The organism is Rubrivivax rivuli (assembly GCF_004016505.1).
GTDB lineage: Bacteria > Pseudomonadota > Gammaproteobacteria > Burkholderiales > Burkholderiaceae_C > Rubrivivax > Rubrivivax rivuli.
In genome coordinates, this window is sequence record NZ_SACR01000003.1 from 803,491 (window position 1) to 823,487 (window position 19,997).

A 19,997-nucleotide genomic window follows, 5' to 3' on the forward strand; every position below is an offset into this window, starting at 1 on the left:
TCAAACCTTCGCCGCCGGCGCCGCCGCCGCGCCGCTGAACACCGGCCCGCGCAGCGCCGCCGCGTCGTAGCCGCGGTTCACGTCCAGGCCGGTGATGTGCCAGTCGTGCGCCGGCAGGCGGATGGGGTGCACCACCTCTTCGTAGCTGCGCATCGGCCACAGCACGCCGAAGCGGCGCTGGTGCTCGAAGGTGTCCACCTCGGCCACCGCGCCCTGCGTGTTGGCAAAACCTTCCAGCGTGAACTGCACGCGGCGCGTGATGCCGAGGTCGGCGTCGATGAAGACCGCCACGCGGTCCAGCGCCACGCGGCCCAGGCCCGGGCGCTTCCACACCTGCACCACGCGGCAGGCGCGGCCGTCCACGCGCGCGTTGCCGCCCATCTGCATCACATGCCCCTGCCCGGCCAGCCACAGCGGGCCCAGCAGGAAGAGGCCGTAGCCCTCGGCCACCAGCGCCGAGGCCGTCTGCGCGTCGGCATTGGTGCTGGGCTGCCCGTCGTACCACACAGCCACCTCGCCGCGCCGTTGCGCGCTGCCGTCGCCGCGCTGCCACCACACGTGCTTGCGGCCGGCCGGGCCGGTGTAGGCCTGCGCCACCACGCCGGCCTGCGGCATGAGCCGCTCTTCCGACCAGCCGCGGTAGCCCTTGTCCACCACCACGGGCTGGATGCGGTCGATCAGCGGCCGCCAGGCGCCGTCGTAGCGCACGTTGATGTCGCTGAGCTGGCGGTAGGCGGCCCAGCCATGTTCGTCGGCGCTTTGCTGCAGCAGGCGCTCGGCGGCGGGGTCGTGCGCGGGGGCGCCGGGCAGCGCCAGCGGCAGTGGCGTGCCGCAGCCGCTGAGGCCGGCCACGCCCAGCACGGGCAAGGCCGCACCCGCCAGCATCAGGCGTCGGCGGCCGAACTGGGTGGGCGGCGTGATGGGGATGGAAGTCATGGGCTCGGCACCTTGAGGCGGGCGGCGTCGTGCAGGGGCAGGATGGCTTGCGACGCGGCGTCATTGCACGATACCCAGGCTGCGAAAGCCGTGCTCGCGACGGGTGTCGCGGCGCTACCATTCTCTTCCGCGGCTTCCGTCGCTGCGCCCCAAACCCACCCGTTCTGGAGGACCCCCATGCCCGTTTCCCGTTCGTCCGCTGTGCTGCGCCTGGCCGCACTCAGCACCACCCTGGCGCTCACCGCCTGCGCCAACGTCAGCATCCCGGGCATGGGCTCGGGCAAGAGCGAGACCGCAGCGGCCCCGGCGCCCGCCCCGGCCGGCCCGAAGATCGGCCCGGGCATGAACGAGCGCGGCGAGGTTGTCGACCCAAAGAAGGTCGAGGCCGGCTTCGGCCAGAAGGTCAAGGGCCTGAACGACTGGGAAGGCGAGATCACCGGCAAGCCCGCCCCCGGCAGCAAGTTCACGCAGCTGAAGATCGGCATGCCGATGAAGCAGGTGCTCGACATCGTGGGCACGCCCACCGACCAAGGCGCCTACATGACGGGCAAGGCCTGGATCCCCTTCAACTTCGGCAGCGACCGCTACCGGCATGAAGTGGTCTACAAGGGCCAGGGCCGCCTGATCTTCGCAGGCTCGGCCGGCTTCGATTCCAACGCCCACCTCATCTGGATCATTCACAGCGCCAACGAGCAGGGCTACCGCTGATGCCCGCGGCCGCGCCCGTGCAGCCGCAACGCCGGCGGCTGTGCGGTGCGGCCCTTCGCGGCGGCCTGGCCCTGGCCGGCCTGGCCACCCTGGGCGCCGCCGGCGGTTGCGCCTTGCTCGTACCGCCCGTTCTTCCCCGCATGGACACCCTGCGCCTGCCCGGGCCCTGCCCCGGCCGTTCCGACACCCTGGTGGTGATGCTGCCTGGCGCCTACAGCCGCCCACCCGAGTTTGTGGAGGCCGGCTTCCCGCAGGCGCTGCGCGAGCGCGGCCTCAACGCAGACGTGCTGATCGTCGACAGCCACCTCGGCTACTTCAGCGACCGCAGCGTGCTGCGCCGCCTGCGCGACGAGGTGGTGCTGCCCGCCCGCGCCCAGGGCTACCGGCGCGTGTGGCTGGTGGGCATCTCCCTGGGCGGCTTCGGCGCCCTGGGCTACGCCGTGCGCCATGGCAGCGAGATCGACGGCGTGCTGGCCCTGGCGCCCTACCTCGGCCCGCGGCGGCTGACGCAGGAGATCGAAGAGGCCGGCGGCCCGCGCGCGTGGCGCGCGGCGGGCCGCGATACCAGCCCGCCCGACGCCAGCGACGAACTCGACCGCGAGCTCTGGCGCGCGTTCACCCACCCGGCCTCGAAGCTGCCCCCCGTACACCTGGGCTACGGCGTCGACGACCGCTTTGCCGGTGCCCACCGGCGATTTGCCGAACTGCTGCCGGCCGAGCGCGTTCGCACCGCGCCCGGCGGCCATGACTGGCCGGCTTGGCGTGCGCTGTGGCAGGCCTGGCTGGACCAGGGCCTGCTGGCCGACAGCCGCTGCGCGGCCGCTCCCGCGGCATGACCGCGCCCAGTCCGATGCCCCCGCTGGTGGTGGCGGCGCACACCGCGTCCTGCGCGGCGGGCGTCGGCATGGCCGCGCTGAGCGATGCGCTGCGCGGCAACACCAGCGGCCTGCAGGCCTTGCAAGCCGCAGCGCCACCCGCCTGGGCTGGCGCGGCCACCGTGCCCGAAGCATGGGCCGGCGCTCTGGACACGTTCGTGGCCGAACCCCTGCCCGCGGCGCTGGCCGCCTGGGACTGCCGCCCCACACGCCTGGCCTTTCAAGCGCTGCAGCAAGACGGCTTCATGGCCGCCGTGGCCGCCGCGCGTGAGCGCTGGGGCGCGGCGCGCGTGGGCCTGGTGCTGGGCACGTCGGCCTCGACCATCGGTGATTCGGAAGCCGCCTACCGCCTGCTGGACGCCGACGGGGGCTTCCCGGCCGGCCGCCGCAACCCCCGCCTGAACACCCCACACGCGCTGGCCGCCTTCGTGCAGCAGGCCCTGGGCCTCCAGGGGCCGGCGGTGACGGTGTCGACCGCTTGCTCGTCCAGCGCCAAGGCTTGCGGCAGCGCCCGGCGCTGGCTGCAGGCCGGGGTGGTGGAGGCCGTGGTGGTGGCCGGCGTGGAAGCGCTCAGCGCCAGCCTGCTCTTTGGCTTCCGCTCGCTGGGCCTGGTGGCGCCCGCGCCCTGCCAGCCCTTCGGCGCGGCACGCCAGGGCATCAGCCTGGGCGAGGCCGCGGCCTTCGTGCTGCTGCAGCGGCACGAAACGGCCACGTCCAGCGACGCACTGTGCCTGCTGGGCGATGGCGAGGCCAACGACGCCCACCACATGTCGGCGCCGCACCCGCAGGGGCTGGGCGCCGAGCTGGCACTGGATGCCGCGCTCGCCCGCGCCGGGCTGCCCGCCGAGGCCATCGATTTCCTCAACCTGCACGGCACTGCCACACCGGCCAACGACGCGGTGGAAGCCGCGCTGGTGGCCCGCCGCTATGCGCCCACCGTGCATGCCTGCGCCACCAAGGGGCTGACCGGCCACACCATGGGCGCGGCGGGGCTGCTGGAGGCCGTGGTGTGCCTCATCGCGCTGCAGCACAGCGTGCGCGCCGGCACGGCGCACACACCGGCGGCCGACCCGGTTTTCGGGGCCCTGTTCGAGCAGCAGCTGCGCCTGCAGCCGGCCACCGCCGCAGTTCGTTTCGCCGCCAGCCACTCCTTCGGGTTCGGCGGCAACAACGCGGTGCTGGTCTTCGGCCGCGCCGGCGAGGCCCGCGCATGAGCCAGCCCGCCATGCTTCGCCTCTACCTCGAAGGCCCGGCCCTGTGGGCGACCGCCCTGCCCGGCTGGGCCTGGGCGGCGCCGGCGCTGCGCGGCGAGGCGCCGACTGCCGGCGAGGCCGCGCCCACCGCACGCCCCAGCCCCGCCCTGCTGGCCGCCAACGAACGCCGCCGCGCGCCCGATGGTGTGCTCGTGGCGCTGGAAGTGGCCGCTGCTGCCGTGGCCGCTGCAGGGCGTGACGCGGCCACGCTGGCCAGCGTCTTCACCTCGGCGCATGGCGACCTCGCCATCGTCGACGCACTCTGCAGCACGCTGGCGGCCGACCCGGCGCTGCTCTCGCCCACGCGCTTCCACCACTCGGTGCACAACGCCGCCTCCGGCTACTGGGCCATGGCCACGGGCTGCCATGCGCCCAGCAGCGCCATCGCCGGCTACGAGGCCAGCTTCGCGCTCGGCCTGCTGGAAGCGGCCACGCAGGCCCTCACGGAGCAGCGCCCCGTGCTGCTGGCCGGCTTCGACACCGATGCGCGCGGCGCGCTGGCGTCCGTCACGCGCAGCCGCGGTTTGCTGGGCGTGGCGCTGGTGCTGGCGCCTGAACCCGGCGCGCGCACCGTGGCCACGCTGGACTGGGCCGTGGCCCCGGGCACGGCGGCCTTGCCCGCCCTGCACAGCCCCGCAGCCCAAGCGCTGGGCGGCAACGCCATGGCCGACGCGCTGCCGCTCTTCGAGGCCCTGGCCCGGCTGGAAGTGGCCTGCGCCGGCGCGTCCGAATCCTTCGATCTGCCCCTGGGCACCGCGGGCCTGCTGCACTTGCGCACAATCCGGGCACCGGCCGCCTGAGCGCCCCTCCTGCTGTACCCACCCCATGCACACCGACACCCTCACCACCCCGCCCGACGTGCTGATCATGGGCGGCGGCCTCGCCGGCATGACCCTGGCTCTGCAGCTGCGCCAGCGCCTGCCCGACCTGAACGTGCTGGTGCTGGAACGCCGCCCCCACCCCGTGCCGCTGGCCGCGCACAAGGTGGGCGAGAGCAGCGTGGAGATCGGCGCGCACTACTTCGAGCACACGCTGGGCCTGCGTGAACACCTGCAAGGCCAGCAGCTGCGCAAGTTCGGCTTCCGCTTCTTCTTCAGCGAGGGTCGGCGCGACCTGCACCGCGTCACCGAGCTCGGCGCCAGCCGCCCGCTGCCGGTGCCCAGCTACCAGATCGACCGCGGCATCTTCGAGAACTTCCTGGGTGAAGAGTGCCAGCGCCGCGGCATCCGCTTCGTCGACGAGTCCATGGTGCGCCAGATCGAGCTCAGCGAAGACGGCAGCCCGCACACCGTGCACTGGCAGCGCGCTGGCGGCGAACTGCAGCAGACGCAAGCGCGCTGGGTGGTGGACGCCTGCGGCCGCGCCGGCCTCATCAAGAAGAAGCTGGGCCTGGCGCGCGAGAACGCGCACGCGGCCCACGCGGTGTGGTTCCGCATCAGCGAGCGCATCCATCTCGACGGCTGGCCGCTGCAAAGCGATGAAGCCGGCAACGAAGAAGCAGCCCAGGCCTGGCGCGAGCGCTGCGTCACGCCCACGCGCTGGCTCAGCACCAACCACTTGGTGGGCGCGGGCTACTGGGTGTGGCTGATCCCGCTGGCCTCGGGCTCGCACTCGGTGGGCATCGTGGCCGACCCGAAGTACCACCCGCTGGAGCGCATGAACACCTTCGAGAACGCGATGGCGTGGCTGCGCGAGTTCCAGCCGGCGCTCTTCGACGACCTCGACGGCAAGCGCGACAAGCTGCAGGACTTCGCCTTCTTCAAGCGCTTCAGCTACGACTGCACCCAGGTCTTCAGCGAACACCGCTGGGCGCTCACGGGCGAGGCCGGGCGCTTCCTCGACCCCTTCTACTCGCCGGGCAGCGACTTCATCGCCATCGGCAACACCTACATCACCGAGCTCATCGCGCGCGACCGCGCCGGCCAGCGCCTGGCTGCGCACACGCAGATCTACGAGCAGGTCTTCCGCAGCTTCTACGACAGCACGCTGGCGCTCTACGTCGACCAATACGGCCTCTTCGGCGACCCCGAGGTGCTGCCCACCAAGGTGATCTGGGACTACACCTACTACTGGAGCGTGCTGGCCCAGATGTTCTGCCAGCAGCGCCTGACCGACCTGGCCTCGCTGGGGCACCTGCGCGACGAGCTGGCCGTTTGCCAGCAGCTCAACGTGGAGGTGCAGCACTTCCTGCGCGCCTGGGGCCAGGTGAGCCAGCGCCGCAACCTGCCGGTGATGCTCGACCAGGCTTCCGTGCCCTGGTTCGTGGAACTCAACCGCAGCCTGCACGACGAGAACCTCAGCGACGCCGCGTTCCGCGATCGCATCCGCCAGGCCGCGCTGACGCTGCAGCAACTGGCGGGCGAACTGCTGCAGCGCGGCCTGCAAGAGCACCCGGGGCTGGACGGCAGCGCGCTGGCCGCACTGCTGCCGCCGCAGGCGATGGAAAAGCCGGCGATGAGCCTGCTCTTCCCGAGCGCCGAGGCCTTGGCGGCCTGACGCGGCGCCAGGCTCAGGCCTGGAAAGGCGGCAGGCGCCGCGCCTTGCGCCACAGCAGCGCCGGCAGGCGCAGCACGAACTCCACCATCAGGCGGGTGTGCATCCAGCTCAGCAGCACGTTGTCGCGCCCGTAGCGGAAGTGCGAGACGCCGCCTTCGTCGGCGCGCAGGTACTTCACCGGTGCGTCCAGGTTCACGGGCTTGATGCCGCGCCAGGCCAGGCGCACCACGGCCTCGGTGTCGAAATCGAAGCGCCGCATCCAGGGCTGGCGCTGCATCACCGCGGCCAGCGCCGCCACCGGGTAGACGCGGAAGCCGTAGAGCGAGTCGGCCACGCCGGCACCCAGGGTCTCGAGGTTGGTCCACCAGTTGGACACACGCCGGCCCCGCACGCGCAGCAAGGGCGCGCTGGCGTCGAAGACCGGGCGGCCCAGCACCATCGTGTCAGGTCGGGCGATGGAGGCCTGCATGAAGGCCGGGATGAGGTCGGCCGGGTGCTGGCCATCGCTGTCCATGGCGAGCGCGTGCGTGTAGCCCGCGGCCAGGGCCTGCTGCAGGCCGTGCAGCACCGCCGCGCCCTTGCCGCTGTTCTGCGGCAGCACCCACACGCGCAGGCCGGGGTCGGCCGCGGCCATGGCCTGCAGGCCTTCGGCCGTGCCGTCGGTGCTGCCGTCCACCACCACCCACACCGGCGCCCATTGCGCGCGCGCGGCGCGCACGGTGGCATAGACCTGCTCGCCGGTGTTGTAGCTGGGGATCAGCACCAGATGCGTGGCGGACACGGCGTTCATGGGGCGCGCTTTCCTGGCAGCGGCGGCGTCTGGCGCACACCGGCCGCGAAATAGGCTTCCAGCTCGCGCAGCTGCGCGGCCGGGTCGTCGGAAGGCTCGAAACGCCGGCCCAGTCGCACCGTGAACTCGATGGGCAGCGGCGGCAGCCGCCACAGCGGCCAGCCCTTGCAGAGGTAGGGTGAGTGGGTGTCGATGAACACCGTCTGGATGGGCACACCGGCACGCTTGGCGATCAAGGACACGCCCCCGCGGAAAGGGTTGACGGGCGGCACCGTGGTGCGCGTGCCCTCCGGGAACAACACCAGCTGCCCGCCCTGCTGCAGGTCCTGCACCGCCAGGCGCACCAGGCCGCGCGGCGAGTCGTTCCGCAGGTAGCGGGCCAGCCGAGCGCCGGGCGCGAGGAAGGGGTTGCGCATCAGGCTGGCCTTCATGATGCAGGCGCTGCGCGGCAGGCGCGCCACCAGCATCATCGCGTCGAGCATGCTCGGGTGGTTGGCCACGACGATGAGCCCGGGCTCGTCGCGCAGCGTGTCCAGCGGCTGCGAGTACAGCCGCATCATGCCCGCCAACCGCGCCATCCACCAGAAGAAGCGGTAGCCCGCCGCGATGGCCGCCCGCCCGATGCGCCGCCCCGTGGCCCGCGGCAGCAACGGGTAGAGCAGCAAGGCCACCGCGTTCCACAGCAGCGACCCCAAGCCCAGGAAGAGCAGCATCTGCTGCAGGGCCAGCCATTGCAGGGGCAGCAACAGCCAGCGCGCGGCCGCCTTCAAGCCAGCGCCCCGGGCGCGAAGGCGTGGGCTTCGATCTCCACCAGCAGGTTGGCGCGGCAGATGTCGGCCTGCACACAGGGCGCCTGGGCCCAGGCCGGCACGGCCTGTGCCAGCACGGCCTGCACCACGGCGGCATCGCTGGCATGGCGCACGTAGACCGTGGGCTGCAGATCGGCCAGCGTGTAGCGGGCGCTGCCGCCGCGGTGCGCGCTGTCGATGACGGCCTGCAGGTTGCGCAGCGTTTCCTGCGTCTGCGCGACCACGTCGCCCTCGTGCACGGTGTGTTCGCCCACGATGCTGGCCGTGCCCGACACCAGCAGCAGCACCCGCCCGCCACCCGCTTCGGCCAGGGCCGCGCGCGAGAAGGTAGGCGCCCGCGGGCCGTAGGCCGTGCTGTAGCGGTAGGCGGGCACCTGCCGCGGGTTGTCCACTGGCCGCGGCGCCACGCGCCCGGCCAGGAAACGGATGCTGAGCCCGCTGGCCACTTCGCCCGCCGTGCCCAGGGCGCAGGCAGCCGGCGCCCCTTCGAAAGCGTCGTGCCCGGCGTCGATGAAGGCCTGCTGGCGGCCGATGTTGAACTGGCGGTAGCGCTCCAGCCCGCCGCCGTCGGCATTGATGCGCGGCAGGTAGTTCCAGAGGCGCAGCACCTGGGGGCAGCCGCAGCCCTGCAGCGCAGCGAAGAGATCGCGGTAGGCGCGGTAGGCCGTGGCTTCCAGGGCGCCTTCGGCCTCGGGCAGGTGCAGGTGGCCGAAGGCCCAGTCGCCGTCGCTTTGCCAATGCACCGCGCCATTGCGCCCGCGGTGCAGCGGCGCGGCTTCACCGCACCAGGCGTCCACCCAGGGTGCAGCGCCAGCCAGCAGCGGGGTCTGCAGCGGCGCCAGGCCGGACAGATCGGCGGCCGTGCCCTGCGGCGGGCCCGCCCAGCCCCAGGCCAGGCCGCCCAGCGGCGGCTGTGCCGAGGCCACACGCTGCAGCCATTCGGCAGGCGCCAGGCGCAAGGCGTGCAAGGGGCGCGGCCCGATGCCGCGCAGCGACGACGAAGGCGCCGTCATGACGCGCTGGCGATGACGTTCTCGCCGCGAACCGCACCGACGTCACGGATCATCTGCCGCCGCGCCCGCCAGGCGCGCCAGGTGCGCGGCAGCGCGAACAGCGAGCCGAGGTAGTACACGGCCTTGAAGGCGGCCAGCGAACCCCAGATCGGCGTCTTGCCGTAGATGTCGCCGGCCAGCAGCGAAAGCACGGCCTCCTGCATGCGCAGCGGGTTGCGCGGGTGCATGAAGAGCTCGCGCATCATGGGGTTGGTCATGCGCTGGATGAACCACGAGAACTCGCGCGGCCCGTGCTGCATGCGACGTTCGAAGCGGCGGCGCGCGGCCGGGTAGGCCGCGGGTTCGTCGAGCGCCTTGGCCACGGCCTCGGCGCCTTCGAAGGCGCTCTGCATCGCCAGGAACACGCCCGAGGAGAACACCGGGTCGATGAAGGCGTAGGCATCGCCCAGCATCAGGAAACGGTCGCCGGCACAGCGGTCGGCGCAATAGCTGTAGTTGCCAGTGGCCCAGACCTGTTCGTCGATCAGCTCGGCGCCTTGCAGGCGCGCCGCCAGTTCGGGCGCCATCGCGATGGTGTCGGCAAAGAACTCGGGCAGCGGCTTGTCGCGCTGCTTCAGGTAGTAGGGCCAGCACACGGCGCCCACGCTGGTGCTGCCATCGGCCAGCGGGATGAACCAGAACCAGCCGTGCTGGAACCAGAAGATGCTGATGTTGCCTTCGAGCTTGCCTTCCAGGCGCCGCGCGCCGCGGAAGTGCCCGAAGAGCGCCGCACTGTTGTGCTTGCGGTTCTTCTGCTTCCAGCCGTGCTGCGTGGCCAGCAGGGTGTCGCGGCCGCTGGCGTCGATGACGAAGCGGGCACGCCAGCGCTGCACGGCGCCGTCGTCGAGCACGGCCTCGACATCGACGCCCTGCGCGTCGAAAGCCACCTTGCGCGCCTGGCAGCCTTCCAGCGTCTGCGCGCCAGCCTGCGCAGCGTTGCGGAACAGGATCTCGTCGAAATCGGCCCGGCGCACCTGCCACGCCATGGGCAGGCCCTTGTTCCAGGCGTCGCCGAACTCGACGAAGGCGCGGTGGCTGTGCTGCGGCGAACAGAACTCCACGCCGAGCTTGGGCATGCCGATGGCTTCCACCTGCGCACGGACACCCAGTTGCTCGAGTTGCGGCACCCCGGCCGGCAACAGCGACTCACCGATGTGGAAGCGCGGATGGTGCGCCTTCTCCATCAGCACCACCTCGCGGCCCTGGCGCGCCAGCAGCGTGGCCACCGTACTGCCTGCGGGCCCACCACCGATGACGAGGACGTCGCAGTGGCGCGAGGGCTCAGAATGAGGGCTGACAGTGGTCTCCGAGGTCATGACAGTGGGATGCAGGGGGCTGGTGTGCAGCGGTCCGGTGGCGCTCATGAAGCCTGGGGGGCCGGCACGGGGCTGCGCTGCGCAGGTCGCGCGGCACCTTTCGATTATCGCAAACACACCCGCATGAACCGACCTGCCGCAGGACCTCTGAGCACCCCGCCCCCCCTTGCCTGGAGGGCCGATCTGCGCCAGCGCTTCTGGCGCTACCTGCCGCTGAAGGTGGTGGGCATCAGTGGCTTCATGTGGGTCTTCTTCCTCGGCTACTTCCACACCTTGCGGCACCCGGCCTATCCGGTGTTCGAGATGCCGCTGACGGCCTTGGACGCGCTGCTGCCCTTTCAGCCCTGGGGCCTGGTCGCCTACGTCTCCCTGTGGCTATACGTCGGCGTGGCGCCTGGCTTGCTGCTGCGCCTGCGCGAACTGATCGTCTACGGCCTCTGGGCCGGGGCACTGTGCGCTGCAGGCCTGCTGATCTTCCACTTCTGGCCCACGGCGGTGCCCCGGCCGGATGTCGATGTCAGCGCCTACCCGGGTTTCGCGGTGCTGCAGGGCGTGGACGCGGCCGGCAACGCCTGCCCCTCGCTGCACGTGGCCACGGCGGTGTTCACCGCGATCTGGGTCGAGCGCCTGATGCGCATCGTCGGCGCGCCGATGGTGCTGCGGCTGCTCAACCTGGCGTGGGTGCTGGCCATTGCCTGGTCGACCGTGGCCATCCGCCAGCATGTGGTGCTGGACGCCGTGGCCGGTGCGGCGCTCGGCTCGGCATTCGCGGCCCTGTCCATCCGGCTCAGCCCCTGGGTCGGCCGCGGGCAGGCGGCCTGAGTCGAGCGGATATCATCGGTCCCTCGCCGGCCGAAGGGCCATGGCGCCTGCCCTTGCAGGCTGCGGGCGGACATGACGATGGAAGTGGCACGATGAGTTCGCTCAAGGAATTGCAGGACCTGATCCAGGAAAAGTACGGGCTTGACCCGGCCACCCTGGACCCGCACGCGTCGATGCGTGCCAGCGGCGTCGATTCGCTCGCGCTGGTCGAATTCCTGTTCGAGGTGGAAGACAAGTACGGCATCTCCATCCCCGACAACAACCCCAACCTCGACACCCTGGCCGAACTGGCCGAGATCGTCGACCAGCTGCGCGCCGCGCAGACCGCTGCCGCGCCGCAGTGAACGGGGTGGTGGTCACGGGCCTGGGGGTGGTCAGCCCCCATGGCGACGACGCGCAGGCCATGTTCAGCGCGCTGATGCGTGGCGAATCGGCCGTGCAGCCGATCTTCCCGGAGCTGCCCCGCCCTGCCGCCGCGGCCGCGGCCGCCTTCGACGAGACGCGCTGGTTCAACAAGCTGCAGCTGGCCGGTGTCGACCGCGTCAGCCAACTCGCCGTGGCTGCCGCCGACCTGGCGTTGCGCGATGCGGGCGGCCTGGGCGACGCCGACCGCGAGCGCGTGGGTGTCTATGCCGGCTGCGGCATGGGCGGTGCTGCGGCACTCGACACCGCCTACCGCAGCGCTGGCCGCGTGCCGCCGCTCACCATCCCGGCCTTCATGCCGAACGCGCCGGCCTCGCACGTGGCCATGCGGCAGGGCATCAAGGGCCCGGTCATCACCTACTCGGTGGCCTGTGCCTCGTCGGCCGTGGCCATTGCCGAAGCCGCCAAGGCCATCCGCAACGGCGAGGTGGATGTCGCCATCGCCGGTGGCAGCGAAGCCCTGCTGGTGCCCGGCGTCGTGCTGGCCTGGCAGGCCATGATGACACTGGCGAACTTCCAGCCTGGCGAAGCGGCACTGGCCTGCCGCCCCTTCGCCAACGACCGCAGCGGCTTCGTGCTGGGCGAAGGCGCTGCCTTCCTGGTGCTGGAATCGTCCGAACGCGCGCAGGCCCGCCAGGCCCGCACCTACGCCAGGCTTTCGGGCTGGGGCATGAGCTGCGACGCCACCCACCTGACCAAGCCCGATGCCGGCGGCCAGCAGCGCGCGCTGAATGCCGCGCTGCGCACGGCCGGGCTGCAGCCTGCCGATGTCGGCTACTGCAACGCGCACGGCACCGCCACCAAGATCGGCGACGGCGTCGAAGCCGAAGCGCTGCGCGGTGCGTGGGGCAAGGCCATCGACGCACTGCAGGTCAGTTCCACCAAGGCCCTTCACGGCCACTTGCTGGGCGCCGCTGGCGCGCTGGAGGCGGTGGTCACGGTGCTGGCGGTGCACCACCGCCAGGTGCCGCCCAACGCGCACTGCGGCAGCCCAGACACCGCCCTGGGCCTGAACCTCGTGCTGCAGCCCGGCACGGCCGTTCCCGGGCTGCGCGCGGCCATCAGCAGTTCCTTCGCCTTTGGCGGCACCAACTCGGCGCTGCTTTTCGAACGCGCCTGATTTCGCCCAGGCGGAATATTCGGCCAGACAGCCGCAAGAAAAAAGGCCTCCCGCGTGAGCGAGGAAGCCTTTCTGTTTTGCCTGGTGGATCCGGGGGGAATCGAACCCCCGTCCGCAAGCCATTGCCGAACGGTTCTACATGCGTAGCTGTCTGATTTGAATTTAAGGGCGCCGGTCGCGCAGCAGCACGCTACCTTTGCCCCGAGTCATTTGGTTTTAGGCCCGCAACGAATGACACGCTGCAGGACGAGCCAATGTGTATGACCTCGCAGTCTTCAGGTTACCCCTCAGACCCAGCCCATCGGCCAACTGTTGCGAGGCTCACCGGTTTTAAGCGGCGAGGGCGTACGTTTGATCGTTCGCAGTTACTTTGTTTCCAGTGGATTAACGAGCGAACTGGTGCTCGGCATGCCCCGGATCGACTCCGCACCCACGTCGAAGCCAGGTCGGACCCAGACCCTGGAGTTTAGGCCAGTTCCAGCCATTGCAAGAGCGCATCGGCATCGGGCAGTACGGCGTCGGCGCCCCAAGTGTGCGGATCGTGTCCGGCGCCCAGGTAGCCCCAGGCCGCCGCCAGCGTGCGCATGCCCGCAGCGCTGCCCGCGATGACGTCGCGCTCGTCGTCGCCCACGTACACGCAGGCCGCAGGCGGTACTGCCAGGCGCTTCGCGGCCTCCAGCAGCGGCGCAGGGTGGGGCTTGGTGTGGGGCGTGCTGTCGCCAGCCACCAGCGCAGCGCTGCGCGCAAGACCGAGCGCCTGCACCAGGGGCTCAGCGAAGCGCAAGGCCTTGTTGGTGACGATGCCCCAGACAATCCGTCGCTCATCCAGAGCCCCCAGCATGCGCTGGGTGGCCTCGAAACAGCGCGTCTGACGCAGCAGGCGTGCGGCGTAGAGCGTGTGGAACTCGTCGCGCAGCTCGCCATACCCGGGCGCATTCGGCGTCATCCCGAAGGCGGCGCCCAGCATGCCGCGCGCGCCCGAGCCCGCATGGCAGCGCAGCGCCTCGTAGGGCAACGCAGGCCGACCGCGCATCGAAAGCATGTCGTTGGCGGTGCCGGCCAAGTCGGGCGCGCTGTCGACCAGCGTGCCGTCGAGATCGAAGAGGACGGCCTGGAGGTGCGCGGGCAAAACGGGGGTCCGCCCAGGTCAGCCCGGCCGACGGCAGGCGATCAGGTAGTTGACGCTGGTGTCGCCCGAAAGCCAGTAGCGCCGGGTGAAGGGGTTGTATTCCATCCCACGGCTGCCGTGCAGGCCGAGGCCGGCCTCGCGCGCCCACCGGGCCAGTTCGCTGGGGCGGATGAAGCGTGCGTACTCGTGCGTGCCCTTGGGCAGCAGACGCAAGACGTACTCGGCGCCAACGATGGCGAACAGAAAGGACTTGGGGTTGCGGTTGAGCGTGGAAAAGAACACCCAGCCCCCCGGTCGCACGAGCGTGGCGCAGGCGCGCACGACGGCCGATGGGTCGGGCACGTGCTCCAGCATCTCCATGCAGGTGACGACATCGAAGCTGGCCGGCTGCTCGGCAGCGAGGGCCTCGGTCGCGATCTCGCGGTATTCGAGGTTCTCGACACCTGCTTCCAGCGCGTGGAGACGGGCCACGCCCAGCGGCCGGGCCGCCAGGTCGATGCCGGTCACGTGCGCAGCGCGGCGCGACATCGCCTCGGCCAGGATGCCCCCGCCACAGCCGACATCGAGCACCTGCTTGCCACGCAGGGTGGCCAGTTCGTCGATCCACTCCAGACGCAGCGGGTTGATCTGGTGCAGTGGCCGGAACTCGCTCTCCGGGTCCCACCAGCGATGGGCCAGTTCGCTGAATTTGGCCAGTTCCTGTGCGTCGACATTGCTCATGGCGGCATCGTATCCAGAGTGAAGGCGCTGCGTATCGGGCAAGCCGGGTGGCAGCCGCCGCGCAGGGTCATCGGAAAAAAGAAAACCCCGCCTGAGCGGGGTTTGCAGTGAATGCAGCCCGGAGGCTGCAGACTTCACTTCTTGACGCGGGTGCCCACGACTTCCACTTCCACGCGACGGTTCTTCGCGCGACCAGCGGCGGTCTTGTTGTCGGCCACCGGGTTCTTCGAGCCCTTGCCTTCCGTGTAGATACGGTTCCGCTCGATGCCCTTGCTCGTGAGGAAGCTCTTCACCGCTTCGGCGCGAGCGTTCGACAGCTTCTGGTTGGCGGCATCGTTACCCACCGAGTCGGTGTGGCCGACGGCGATCACGACTTCCAGCGTCACGCCCTTGGTCTTCTCGACCAGATCGGCCAGCTTCGCTGCCTCGGTCGGCTTGAGGTTCGACTTCGCGAAATCGAACAGCGCGTCGGACTCGAAGGTGACCTTCTCTTGCACCGGGGCAGGAGGAGCGACCGGGGCGCGCGGCGCAGCAGGCGGTGCCACGACCGGTGCCGGCGGCGCGACAGGCGCGGGCGGCGGGGGCGGGGGAGCAACCGGGGGCGCAGGCGGCGGGGGCGGCGGCGGCGGCTTGATCGCGCCATCGCACTTCTCGTCGGCGGTGGCCGGCGTCCAGCCAGCATCGCGCCAGCAGAGTTCGTTCGTGCCGTTCTTCCAGACGGTGCCGTCGGAAGCGCGCCAGTTGTCGACCGACTTCGGGGCCATGCCGCCGTGGGCTGCTGCCAACGACGCGATCGGGGCGGCAAGTGCGGCAGATGCGAAGAGCACCGCCACCTTGTTCAATTTCTTCATGATTCTCCTCTCGAGGAAAGCCGCAGACTAGCCTGCGTAAAGTCCAAAACGACAAGCGCGAGTTGGCATACCTACCGGGCAAATCCCCACAGGCGCGGGCACTCACCACCGACGAGTCATTGTGCCATAGGGCGTCGGGTGGCCTGCATTCTGGGCCCTGCTTTGAAGGGACCCGGGGCCGATGTTGCGCTGCCGCGACAAGACGGCGGCCCTAGAATCTGCGGTTTTGCCGCACTGCGGACCAGGCCCCTGCGGCCGCCACCAACCACACCGCGCATGACCTCCTTCGCCAAGGAAACTCTCCCCGTCAGTCTCGAAGAAGAGATGCGCCGTTCTTACCTCGATTACGCGATGAGCGTCATCGTGGGGCGCGCGCTGCCTGATGCGCGCGACGGCCTGAAGCCCGTGCATCGCCGCTGCTTGTTCGCGATGCACGAACAGTCCAACCACTGGAACCGGCCGTACAAGAAGAGCGCGCGCATCGTTGGTGACGTGATGGGTAAATACCACCCGCACGGCGATTCGGCGATCTACGAAACCATCGTGCGCATGGCCCAGCCCTTTTCGCTGCGCCACATGCTGGTGGACGGCCAGGGCAACTTCGGCAGCGTCGACGGCGACAACGCCGCGGCCATGCGCTACACCGAGATCCGGCTGTCGAAGATCGCCGCCGAAATGCTGGCGGACATCGACAAGGAAACCGTCGATTTCGCGCCCAACTACGACGGCTCGGAACAAGAGCCGACGGTGCTGCCGGCGCGCCTGCCCAACCTGCTGGTCAACGGCAGCGCCGGCATCGCGGTGGGCATGGCCACCAACATCCCGCCGCACAACCTGAACGAGGTTGTGGATGCCTGCCTGCACCTCCTGCGCAATCCGCAGGCCAGCATCGACGAACTGATGGAGATCATGCCGGCGCCTGACTTTCCCACCGCCGGGATCATCTACGGCCTGAGCGGCGTGCGCGAGGGCTACCGCACCGGCCGCGGCAAGGTGGTGATGCGCGCCAAGTGCCACTTCGAGGACATCGGCAAGGGTGAGCGTCAGGCGATCATCGTCGACGAGATCCCCTACCAGGTGAACAAGAAGACGCTGCTCGAGCGCATCGCCGAGCTGGTCCACGAGAAGAAGATCGAGGGCATCAGCCACATCCAGGACGAGAGCGACAAGTCCGGCATGCGGGTGGTCATCGAGCTCAAGCGCGGTGAAGTGCCCGAGGTGGTGCTGAACAACCTGTACAAGCAGACGCAGCTGCAGGACTCGTTCGGCATGAACATGGTGGCCCTGATCGACGGGCAGCCCAAGCTGTGCAACCTGAAGGACCTGATCGAGGTCTTCCTGGAGCACCGGCGCGAGGTCATCACGCGCCGCACGGTCTTCGAGCTGAAGAAGGCGCGCGAACGCGGCCACGTGCTCGAAGGCCTGGCGGTGGCGCTGGCCAACATCGACGACTTCATCGAGACCATCAAGACCAGCCCCACGCCGCCGGTGGCCAAGGCCGCGCTGATGGCCAAGGCCTGGGACAGCAGCATGGTGCGCGAGATGCTCGCGCGCGCCGAGGAAAGCACGCCCGGCGGCCGCGCCGCCTACCGGCCCGAAGGCCTGCCTGCCAGCTACGGCCTGCAGGCCGACGGCCTGTACCGCCTGAGCGATGACCAGGCCCAGGAAATCCTGCAGATGCGCCTGCAGCGCCTGACGGGCCTGGAGCAGGACAAGATCATCGGCGAGTACCGCGAGGTGATGTCGGAGATTGCCGACCTGCTGGACATCCTGGCCAAGCCCGAGCGCGTGACGGCCATCATCAGCAGCGAACTCGGCGACGTGAAGCGCGAGTTCGGCGAAACCAAGCTCGGCGCGCGCCGCAGCGAGGTGGTGCACAACGCACAGGAACTCGGCACCGAAGATCTGATCACGCCCACCGACATGGTGGTGACGTTGAGCCACACCGGCTACATCAAGAGCCAGCCGCTGACCGAGTACCGCGCGCAGAAGCGCGGCGGCCGCGGCAAGCAGGCGACGCAGACCAAGGAAGACGACTGGGTCGACCAGCTCTTCATCGCCAACACGCACGACTGGATCCTGTGCTTCAGCGACCGGGGCCGCGTTTACTGGCTCAAGGTCTGGGAAGTGCCGCAGGGCAGCCGAGCCAGCCGTGGCAAGCCCATCGTCAACATGTTCCCGTTGCAGCCGGGCGAGAAGGTCACCGTGGTGCTGCCGCTGACGGGCGACACGCGCAGCTTCCCCGCCGACCACTTCGTCTTCATGAGCACGGCGCTGGGCACGGTGAAGAAGACCTCGCTGGACGAGTTCAGCAACCCGCGCAAGGCCGGCATCATTGCAGTGGACCTCGATGAAGGCGACCACCTCATCGGCGCCGCGCTCACCGACGGCCAGCACGACGTGATGCTGTTCAGCGATGGCGGCAAGGCCGTGCGCTTTGCGGAAGACGAAGTGCGGCCGTTGAGCCGCACGGCACGCGGTGTGCGCGGCATGGCGCTGGAGGACGGCCAGCGCGTCATTGCCATGTTGGTGGCAGAAGACGAGACGCAGAGCGTGCTCACCGCCACCGAAAACGGCTACGGCAAGCGCACCAGCATCGTGGAGTACACGCGGCACGGCCGCGGCACCAAGGGCATGATCGCCATCCAGCAGAGCGAGCGCAACGGCAAGGTTGTCGCGGCCACGCTGGTGCGGCAGCCCGACGAGATCATGCTCATCACCGACAAAGGCGTGCTCGTGCGCACCCGTGTCAGCGAGATCCGCGAGCTTGGCCGCGCCACGCAGGGCGTGACGCTCATCGCGCTGGACAACGGCGCCAAGTTGTCGGGCCTGCAACGCATCGTCGAAAACGACGCCCCGGGCCAAGAGGGCGCGGGCCCCGATGCGGAAGACAACCCCTCCGGCGACGCCGGTGCCAAAGGAAACTGAGTGAAGTTCAAGCTGATCGCCCTTGCGGCAACCCTGGCCCTCGCGGGTGCCGCCCATGCCCAGACCCCTGCGCCCGCCCCGGCTGCTGCGCCTGCGGCCCCGGCAGCACCTGCCTCCGAGGCCAAGAAGGCTCTCGTGGCCCGCGTGCTGCAATTGCAGCAGCCCGGCATCGAAGCCATGGCCCGGCAGCTGAGCGAACAGCCGGCCCGCCAGCTGCTGCAGCGCGCCGGACAGGTCCTGCAAGGCCTGCCTGCAGAGCGCCGGGAAGCGCTGGCGCGCGATATCGAAGCCGATGCACGCAGGTACGCGGAAGAAGCCACGCCCATCGTCGTCAGCCGTGCCGTGCAACTCGCCCCTTCCACCATTGGCGCGCTGCTCGAAGAGCGCATGACCGAAGAGGAACTGCGCGAAGTCATCGGCATCCTCGAATCGGCGGCGAACCGCAAGTTCCAGCAGCTGGGTGTGGACATGCAGCGTGCCATCGGCGAGAAGCTGGTGGCCGAGACCCGGGGCGAGATCAGCCCCAAGGTGCAGGCTCTCGAGCAAGCCGTGGCCGCCCGTCTGCAGCCGCCGGCCGATGCCGCGCCCAAGCCCAAGCCCTCGGCCAAGCCCGCAGCCCCGGCCAAGAAGCCCTGACCTGAAGCCAGCCACAGCCTGACCGAAGATGGCAGAACCGAGCGGGGTCGCCCCTGAACTGCTGGCGCTGCGCCAGCACATCGACAACGTCGACCGCGAGTTGCTGGCGCTGCTGAACCGGCGCGCCGGCCTGGCGCTGGAGGTGGGCGAGATCAAGAAGCGCGAGGGCTCCGTCGTCTTCCGGCCCGAGCGCGAGGCGCAGGTCATCGACGGCCTGAAGTCCACCAACCCCGGCCCGTTGAAGAACGACAGCGTCGCGCCCATCTGGCGCGAGATCATGTCGGCCTGCCGCGCGCTGGAAACGCCCACGCGGGTGGCCTATCTGGGCCCGGCCGGCACCTTCAGCGAAGAGGCGGCGCTGGGCTACTTCGGCAGCAGCCTGGTGCGCCTGCCCTGCGCCAGCATCGATGAAGTGATGCACGCCGCCACCAGTGGCGCCGCCGATTTCGGCGTGATGCCGGTGGAGAACAGCACCGAGGGCGTGGTCGCGCGCTCGCTCGACCTGTTCCTGACGACGCCGCTCTTCATCATCGGCGAGACCAGCCTGGTGGTGCGCCACAACCTGCTGCGCAAGGTGGACGAACTGCAGGGCGTCGAGGCCATCTGCGCCCACCCCCAAGCGCTGGCGCAATGCCACCGCTGGCTCAGCCATCACCTGCCCGATGTCGAGCGCCGGCCCGTGGCCAGCAATGCCGAAGGCGCACGCCTGGCCGGCCTGAACCCGGCGCTGGCGGCCATCGCCAGCACGCGCGCGGCCAGCGAGTACGGCCTGCACGTGGTGTCACCTGCGATCCAGGACGACCCGCACAACCGCACCCGCTTTGCCATCGTCACGCACCCCTCGCGGCATCCGGCGCCCAAGGCATCGGGCCACGACTGCACCAGCCTGGTGGTGTCGGTCACCAACCGCCCGGGGGCCGTGCACGACATGCTGGTGCCGCTGAAGAACCACGGCGTCTCCATGACCCGCTTCGAGTCACGCCCGGCCCGCTCCGGGCAGTGGGAGTACTACTTCTACATCGACGTCGAGGGCCACCCCGACGAGCCGAAGGTCGACGCCGCGCTGAAGGAACTTCGCGCCGTCTGCGCGTTCTTCAAGATCCTCGGCACCTACCCCATCGACGTGCATTGAC

General features: G+C 70.2%; 19 protein-coding genes and 1 other RNA gene. 11 read left to right on the plus strand and 9 right to left on the minus strand.

Annotation, left to right across the window (positions count from 1 at the left end):
- The gene (locus EOE66_RS12175) at positions 1-936 is read right to left on the minus strand and encodes a hypothetical protein (protein ID WP_128228924.1); all 936 of its coding nucleotides are present in this window, start codon (positions 934-936) and stop codon (positions 1-3) included.
- A 177-nt stretch (positions 937-1,113) separates the two neighbouring features.
- Between EOE66_RS12175 and EOE66_RS12180 the strand changes: the two genes are divergently transcribed.
- From EOE66_RS12180 to EOE66_RS12200, 5 genes are read left to right on the plus strand one after another with little or no spacing between them, the layout of a single operon-like run.
- Positions 1,114-1,644, plus strand: a complete 531-nt coding sequence (locus tag EOE66_RS12180; protein ID WP_128228925.1) for a hypothetical protein — start codon at positions 1,114-1,116, stop codon at positions 1,642-1,644.
- On the plus strand, positions 1,644-2,480 hold the full coding sequence (locus tag EOE66_RS12185) for an alpha/beta hydrolase-fold protein (protein ID WP_245479012.1): 837 nt from the start codon (positions 1,644-1,646) through the stop codon (positions 2,478-2,480). Before EOE66_RS12180 ends, EOE66_RS12185 begins: the two co-directional genes overlap by 1 nt.
- Positions 2,477-3,733: a beta-ketoacyl synthase N-terminal-like domain-containing protein gene (locus EOE66_RS12190; RefSeq protein ID WP_245479013.1), complete on the plus strand. Its 1,257-nt coding sequence runs from the start codon at positions 2,477-2,479 to the stop codon at positions 3,731-3,733. Before EOE66_RS12185 ends, EOE66_RS12190 begins: the two co-directional genes overlap by 4 nt.
- Positions 3,730-4,572, plus strand: a complete 843-nt coding sequence (locus tag EOE66_RS12195; protein WP_128228926.1) for a beta-ketoacyl synthase chain length factor — start codon at positions 3,730-3,732, stop codon at positions 4,570-4,572. The genes EOE66_RS12190 and EOE66_RS12195 overlap by 4 nt, the downstream gene beginning before the upstream one ends.
- Before the next feature lie 25 nt (positions 4,573-4,597).
- Positions 4,598-6,268: an NAD(P)/FAD-dependent oxidoreductase gene (locus tag EOE66_RS12200; protein ID WP_128228927.1), complete on the plus strand. Its 1,671-nt coding sequence runs from the start codon at positions 4,598-4,600 to the stop codon at positions 6,266-6,268.
- A gap of 13 nt (positions 6,269-6,281) precedes the next feature.
- Here the strand turns inward: EOE66_RS12200 and EOE66_RS12205 are convergent, their stop codons facing one another.
- Genes EOE66_RS12205 through EOE66_RS12220 form a run of 4 tightly spaced genes read right to left on the minus strand, consistent with a single transcriptional unit; the run spans position 6,282 to position 10,235 of the window.
- Positions 6,282-7,058, minus strand: a complete 777-nt coding sequence (locus EOE66_RS12205; protein ID WP_128228928.1) for a glycosyltransferase family 2 protein — start codon at positions 7,056-7,058, stop codon at positions 6,282-6,284.
- Positions 7,055-7,828: a lysophospholipid acyltransferase family protein gene (locus EOE66_RS12210; protein WP_245479014.1), complete on the minus strand. Its 774-nt coding sequence runs from the start codon at positions 7,826-7,828 to the stop codon at positions 7,055-7,057. The genes EOE66_RS12205 and EOE66_RS12210 overlap by 4 nt, the downstream gene beginning before the upstream one ends.
- The gene (locus tag EOE66_RS12215; protein WP_128228929.1) at positions 7,825-8,880 is read right to left on the minus strand and encodes a chorismate transformation FkbO/Hyg5 family protein; all 1,056 of its coding nucleotides are present in this window, start codon (positions 8,878-8,880) and stop codon (positions 7,825-7,827) included. The genes EOE66_RS12210 and EOE66_RS12215 overlap by 4 nt, the downstream gene beginning before the upstream one ends.
- On the minus strand, positions 8,877-10,235 hold the full coding sequence (locus tag EOE66_RS12220) for an NAD(P)/FAD-dependent oxidoreductase (protein ID WP_128228930.1): 1,359 nt from the start codon (positions 10,233-10,235) through the stop codon (positions 8,877-8,879). Before EOE66_RS12220 ends, EOE66_RS12215 begins: the two co-directional genes overlap by 4 nt.
- A 123-nt stretch (positions 10,236-10,358) precedes the next feature.
- On the opposite strand from EOE66_RS12220, the gene EOE66_RS12225 reads away from it, so the two are divergent.
- The 3 genes from EOE66_RS12225 (at position 10,359) to EOE66_RS12235 (ending at position 12,600) form a co-directional block, all read left to right on the plus strand.
- On the plus strand, positions 10,359-11,057 hold the full coding sequence (locus tag EOE66_RS12225) for a phosphatase PAP2 family protein (RefSeq protein ID WP_164885079.1): 699 nt from the start codon (positions 10,359-10,361) through the stop codon (positions 11,055-11,057).
- Between the two features lie 92 nt (positions 11,058-11,149).
- Entirely contained in the window at positions 11,150-11,401 is a 252-nt protein-coding gene (locus EOE66_RS12230) for an acyl carrier protein (RefSeq protein ID WP_054140277.1), read from the plus strand.
- The gene (locus tag EOE66_RS12235; protein ID WP_245479015.1) at positions 11,398-12,600 is read left to right on the plus strand and encodes a beta-ketoacyl-[acyl-carrier-protein] synthase family protein; all 1,203 of its coding nucleotides are present in this window, start codon (positions 11,398-11,400) and stop codon (positions 12,598-12,600) included. The genes EOE66_RS12230 and EOE66_RS12235 overlap by 4 nt, the downstream gene beginning before the upstream one ends.
- Before the next feature lie 82 nt (positions 12,601-12,682).
- On the opposite strand, the gene ssrA is transcribed toward EOE66_RS12235, so the two are convergent.
- From ssrA to ompA, 4 genes are all read right to left on the minus strand, one after another.
- Positions 12,683-13,054: a transfer-messenger RNA gene (gene ssrA / locus EOE66_RS12240) on the minus strand.
- A 12-nt stretch (positions 13,055-13,066) separates the two neighbouring features.
- Positions 13,067-13,729, minus strand: a complete 663-nt coding sequence (locus EOE66_RS12245; RefSeq protein WP_128228931.1) for an HAD-IA family hydrolase — start codon at positions 13,727-13,729, stop codon at positions 13,067-13,069.
- A gap of 18 nt (positions 13,730-13,747) precedes the next feature.
- Positions 13,748-14,449: a bifunctional 2-polyprenyl-6-hydroxyphenol methylase/3-demethylubiquinol 3-O-methyltransferase UbiG gene (gene ubiG, locus EOE66_RS12250; RefSeq protein WP_128228932.1), complete on the minus strand. Its 702-nt coding sequence runs from the start codon at positions 14,447-14,449 to the stop codon at positions 13,748-13,750.
- Positions 14,450-14,583: 134 nt separating this feature from the next.
- Positions 14,584-15,300: an outer membrane protein OmpA gene (gene ompA / locus EOE66_RS12255; protein ID WP_128228933.1), complete on the minus strand. Its 717-nt coding sequence runs from the start codon at positions 15,298-15,300 to the stop codon at positions 14,584-14,586.
- Between the two features lie 276 nt (positions 15,301-15,576).
- Between ompA and gyrA the strand changes: the two genes are divergently transcribed.
- The 3 genes from gyrA to pheA are packed head-to-tail and all read left to right on the plus strand — an operon-like array spanning position 15,577 to position 19,996.
- Positions 15,577-18,228, plus strand: a complete 2,652-nt coding sequence (gyrA, locus tag EOE66_RS12260; protein WP_128228934.1) for a DNA gyrase subunit A — start codon at positions 15,577-15,579, stop codon at positions 18,226-18,228.
- Entirely contained in the window at positions 18,229-18,864 is a 636-nt protein-coding gene (locus EOE66_RS12265) for a hypothetical protein (RefSeq protein ID WP_245479016.1), read from the plus strand.
- A gap of 28 nt (positions 18,865-18,892) precedes the next feature.
- Positions 18,893-19,996 (plus strand): prephenate dehydratase, encoded by a 1,104-nt coding sequence (gene pheA / locus EOE66_RS12270; RefSeq protein WP_128228935.1) that lies wholly within the window; start codon positions 18,893-18,895, stop codon positions 19,994-19,996.
- Position 19,997: the final 1 nt, after the last annotated feature.

Coding starts and splice junctions, on each gene's coding strand:
- EOE66_RS12200 (WP_128228927.1), top strand. CDS start 4,598: ATGCACACCGACACCCTCACCACCCCGCCCGACGTGCTGATCATGGGC.
- pheA (WP_128228935.1), top strand. CDS start 18,893: ATGGCAGAACCGAGCGGGGTCGCCCCTGAACTGCTGGCGCTGCGCCAG.
- gyrA (WP_128228934.1), top strand. CDS start 15,577: ATGACCTCCTTCGCCAAGGAAACTCTCCCCGTCAGTCTCGAAGAAGAG.
- EOE66_RS12195 (WP_128228926.1), top strand. CDS start 3,730: ATGAGCCAGCCCGCCATGCTTCGCCTCTACCTCGAAGGCCCGGCCCTG.
- ubiG (WP_128228932.1), bottom strand. CDS start 14,449: ATGAGCAATGTCGACGCACAGGAACTGGCCAAATTCAGCGAACTGGCC.
- EOE66_RS12190 (WP_245479013.1), top strand. CDS start 2,477: ATGACCGCGCCCAGTCCGATGCCCCCGCTGGTGGTGGCGGCGCACACC.
- ompA (WP_128228933.1), bottom strand. CDS start 15,300: ATGAAGAAATTGAACAAGGTGGCGGTGCTCTTCGCATCTGCCGCACTT.
- EOE66_RS12220 (WP_128228930.1), bottom strand. CDS start 10,235: ATGACCTCGGAGACCACTGTCAGCCCTCATTCTGAGCCCTCGCGCCAC.
- EOE66_RS12225 (WP_164885079.1), top strand. CDS start 10,359: ATGAACCGACCTGCCGCAGGACCTCTGAGCACCCCGCCCCCCCTTGCC.
- EOE66_RS12185 (WP_245479012.1), top strand. CDS start 1,644: ATGCCCGCGGCCGCGCCCGTGCAGCCGCAACGCCGGCGGCTGTGCGGT.
- EOE66_RS12205 (WP_128228928.1), bottom strand. CDS start 7,058: ATGAACGCCGTGTCCGCCACGCATCTGGTGCTGATCCCCAGCTACAAC.
- EOE66_RS12215 (WP_128228929.1), bottom strand. CDS start 8,880: ATGACGGCGCCTTCGTCGTCGCTGCGCGGCATCGGGCCGCGCCCCTTG.
- EOE66_RS12180 (WP_128228925.1), top strand. CDS start 1,114: ATGCCCGTTTCCCGTTCGTCCGCTGTGCTGCGCCTGGCCGCACTCAGC.
- EOE66_RS12175 (WP_128228924.1), bottom strand. CDS start 936: ATGACTTCCATCCCCATCACGCCGCCCACCCAGTTCGGCCGCCGACGC.
- EOE66_RS12230 (WP_054140277.1), top strand. CDS start 11,150: ATGAGTTCGCTCAAGGAATTGCAGGACCTGATCCAGGAAAAGTACGGG.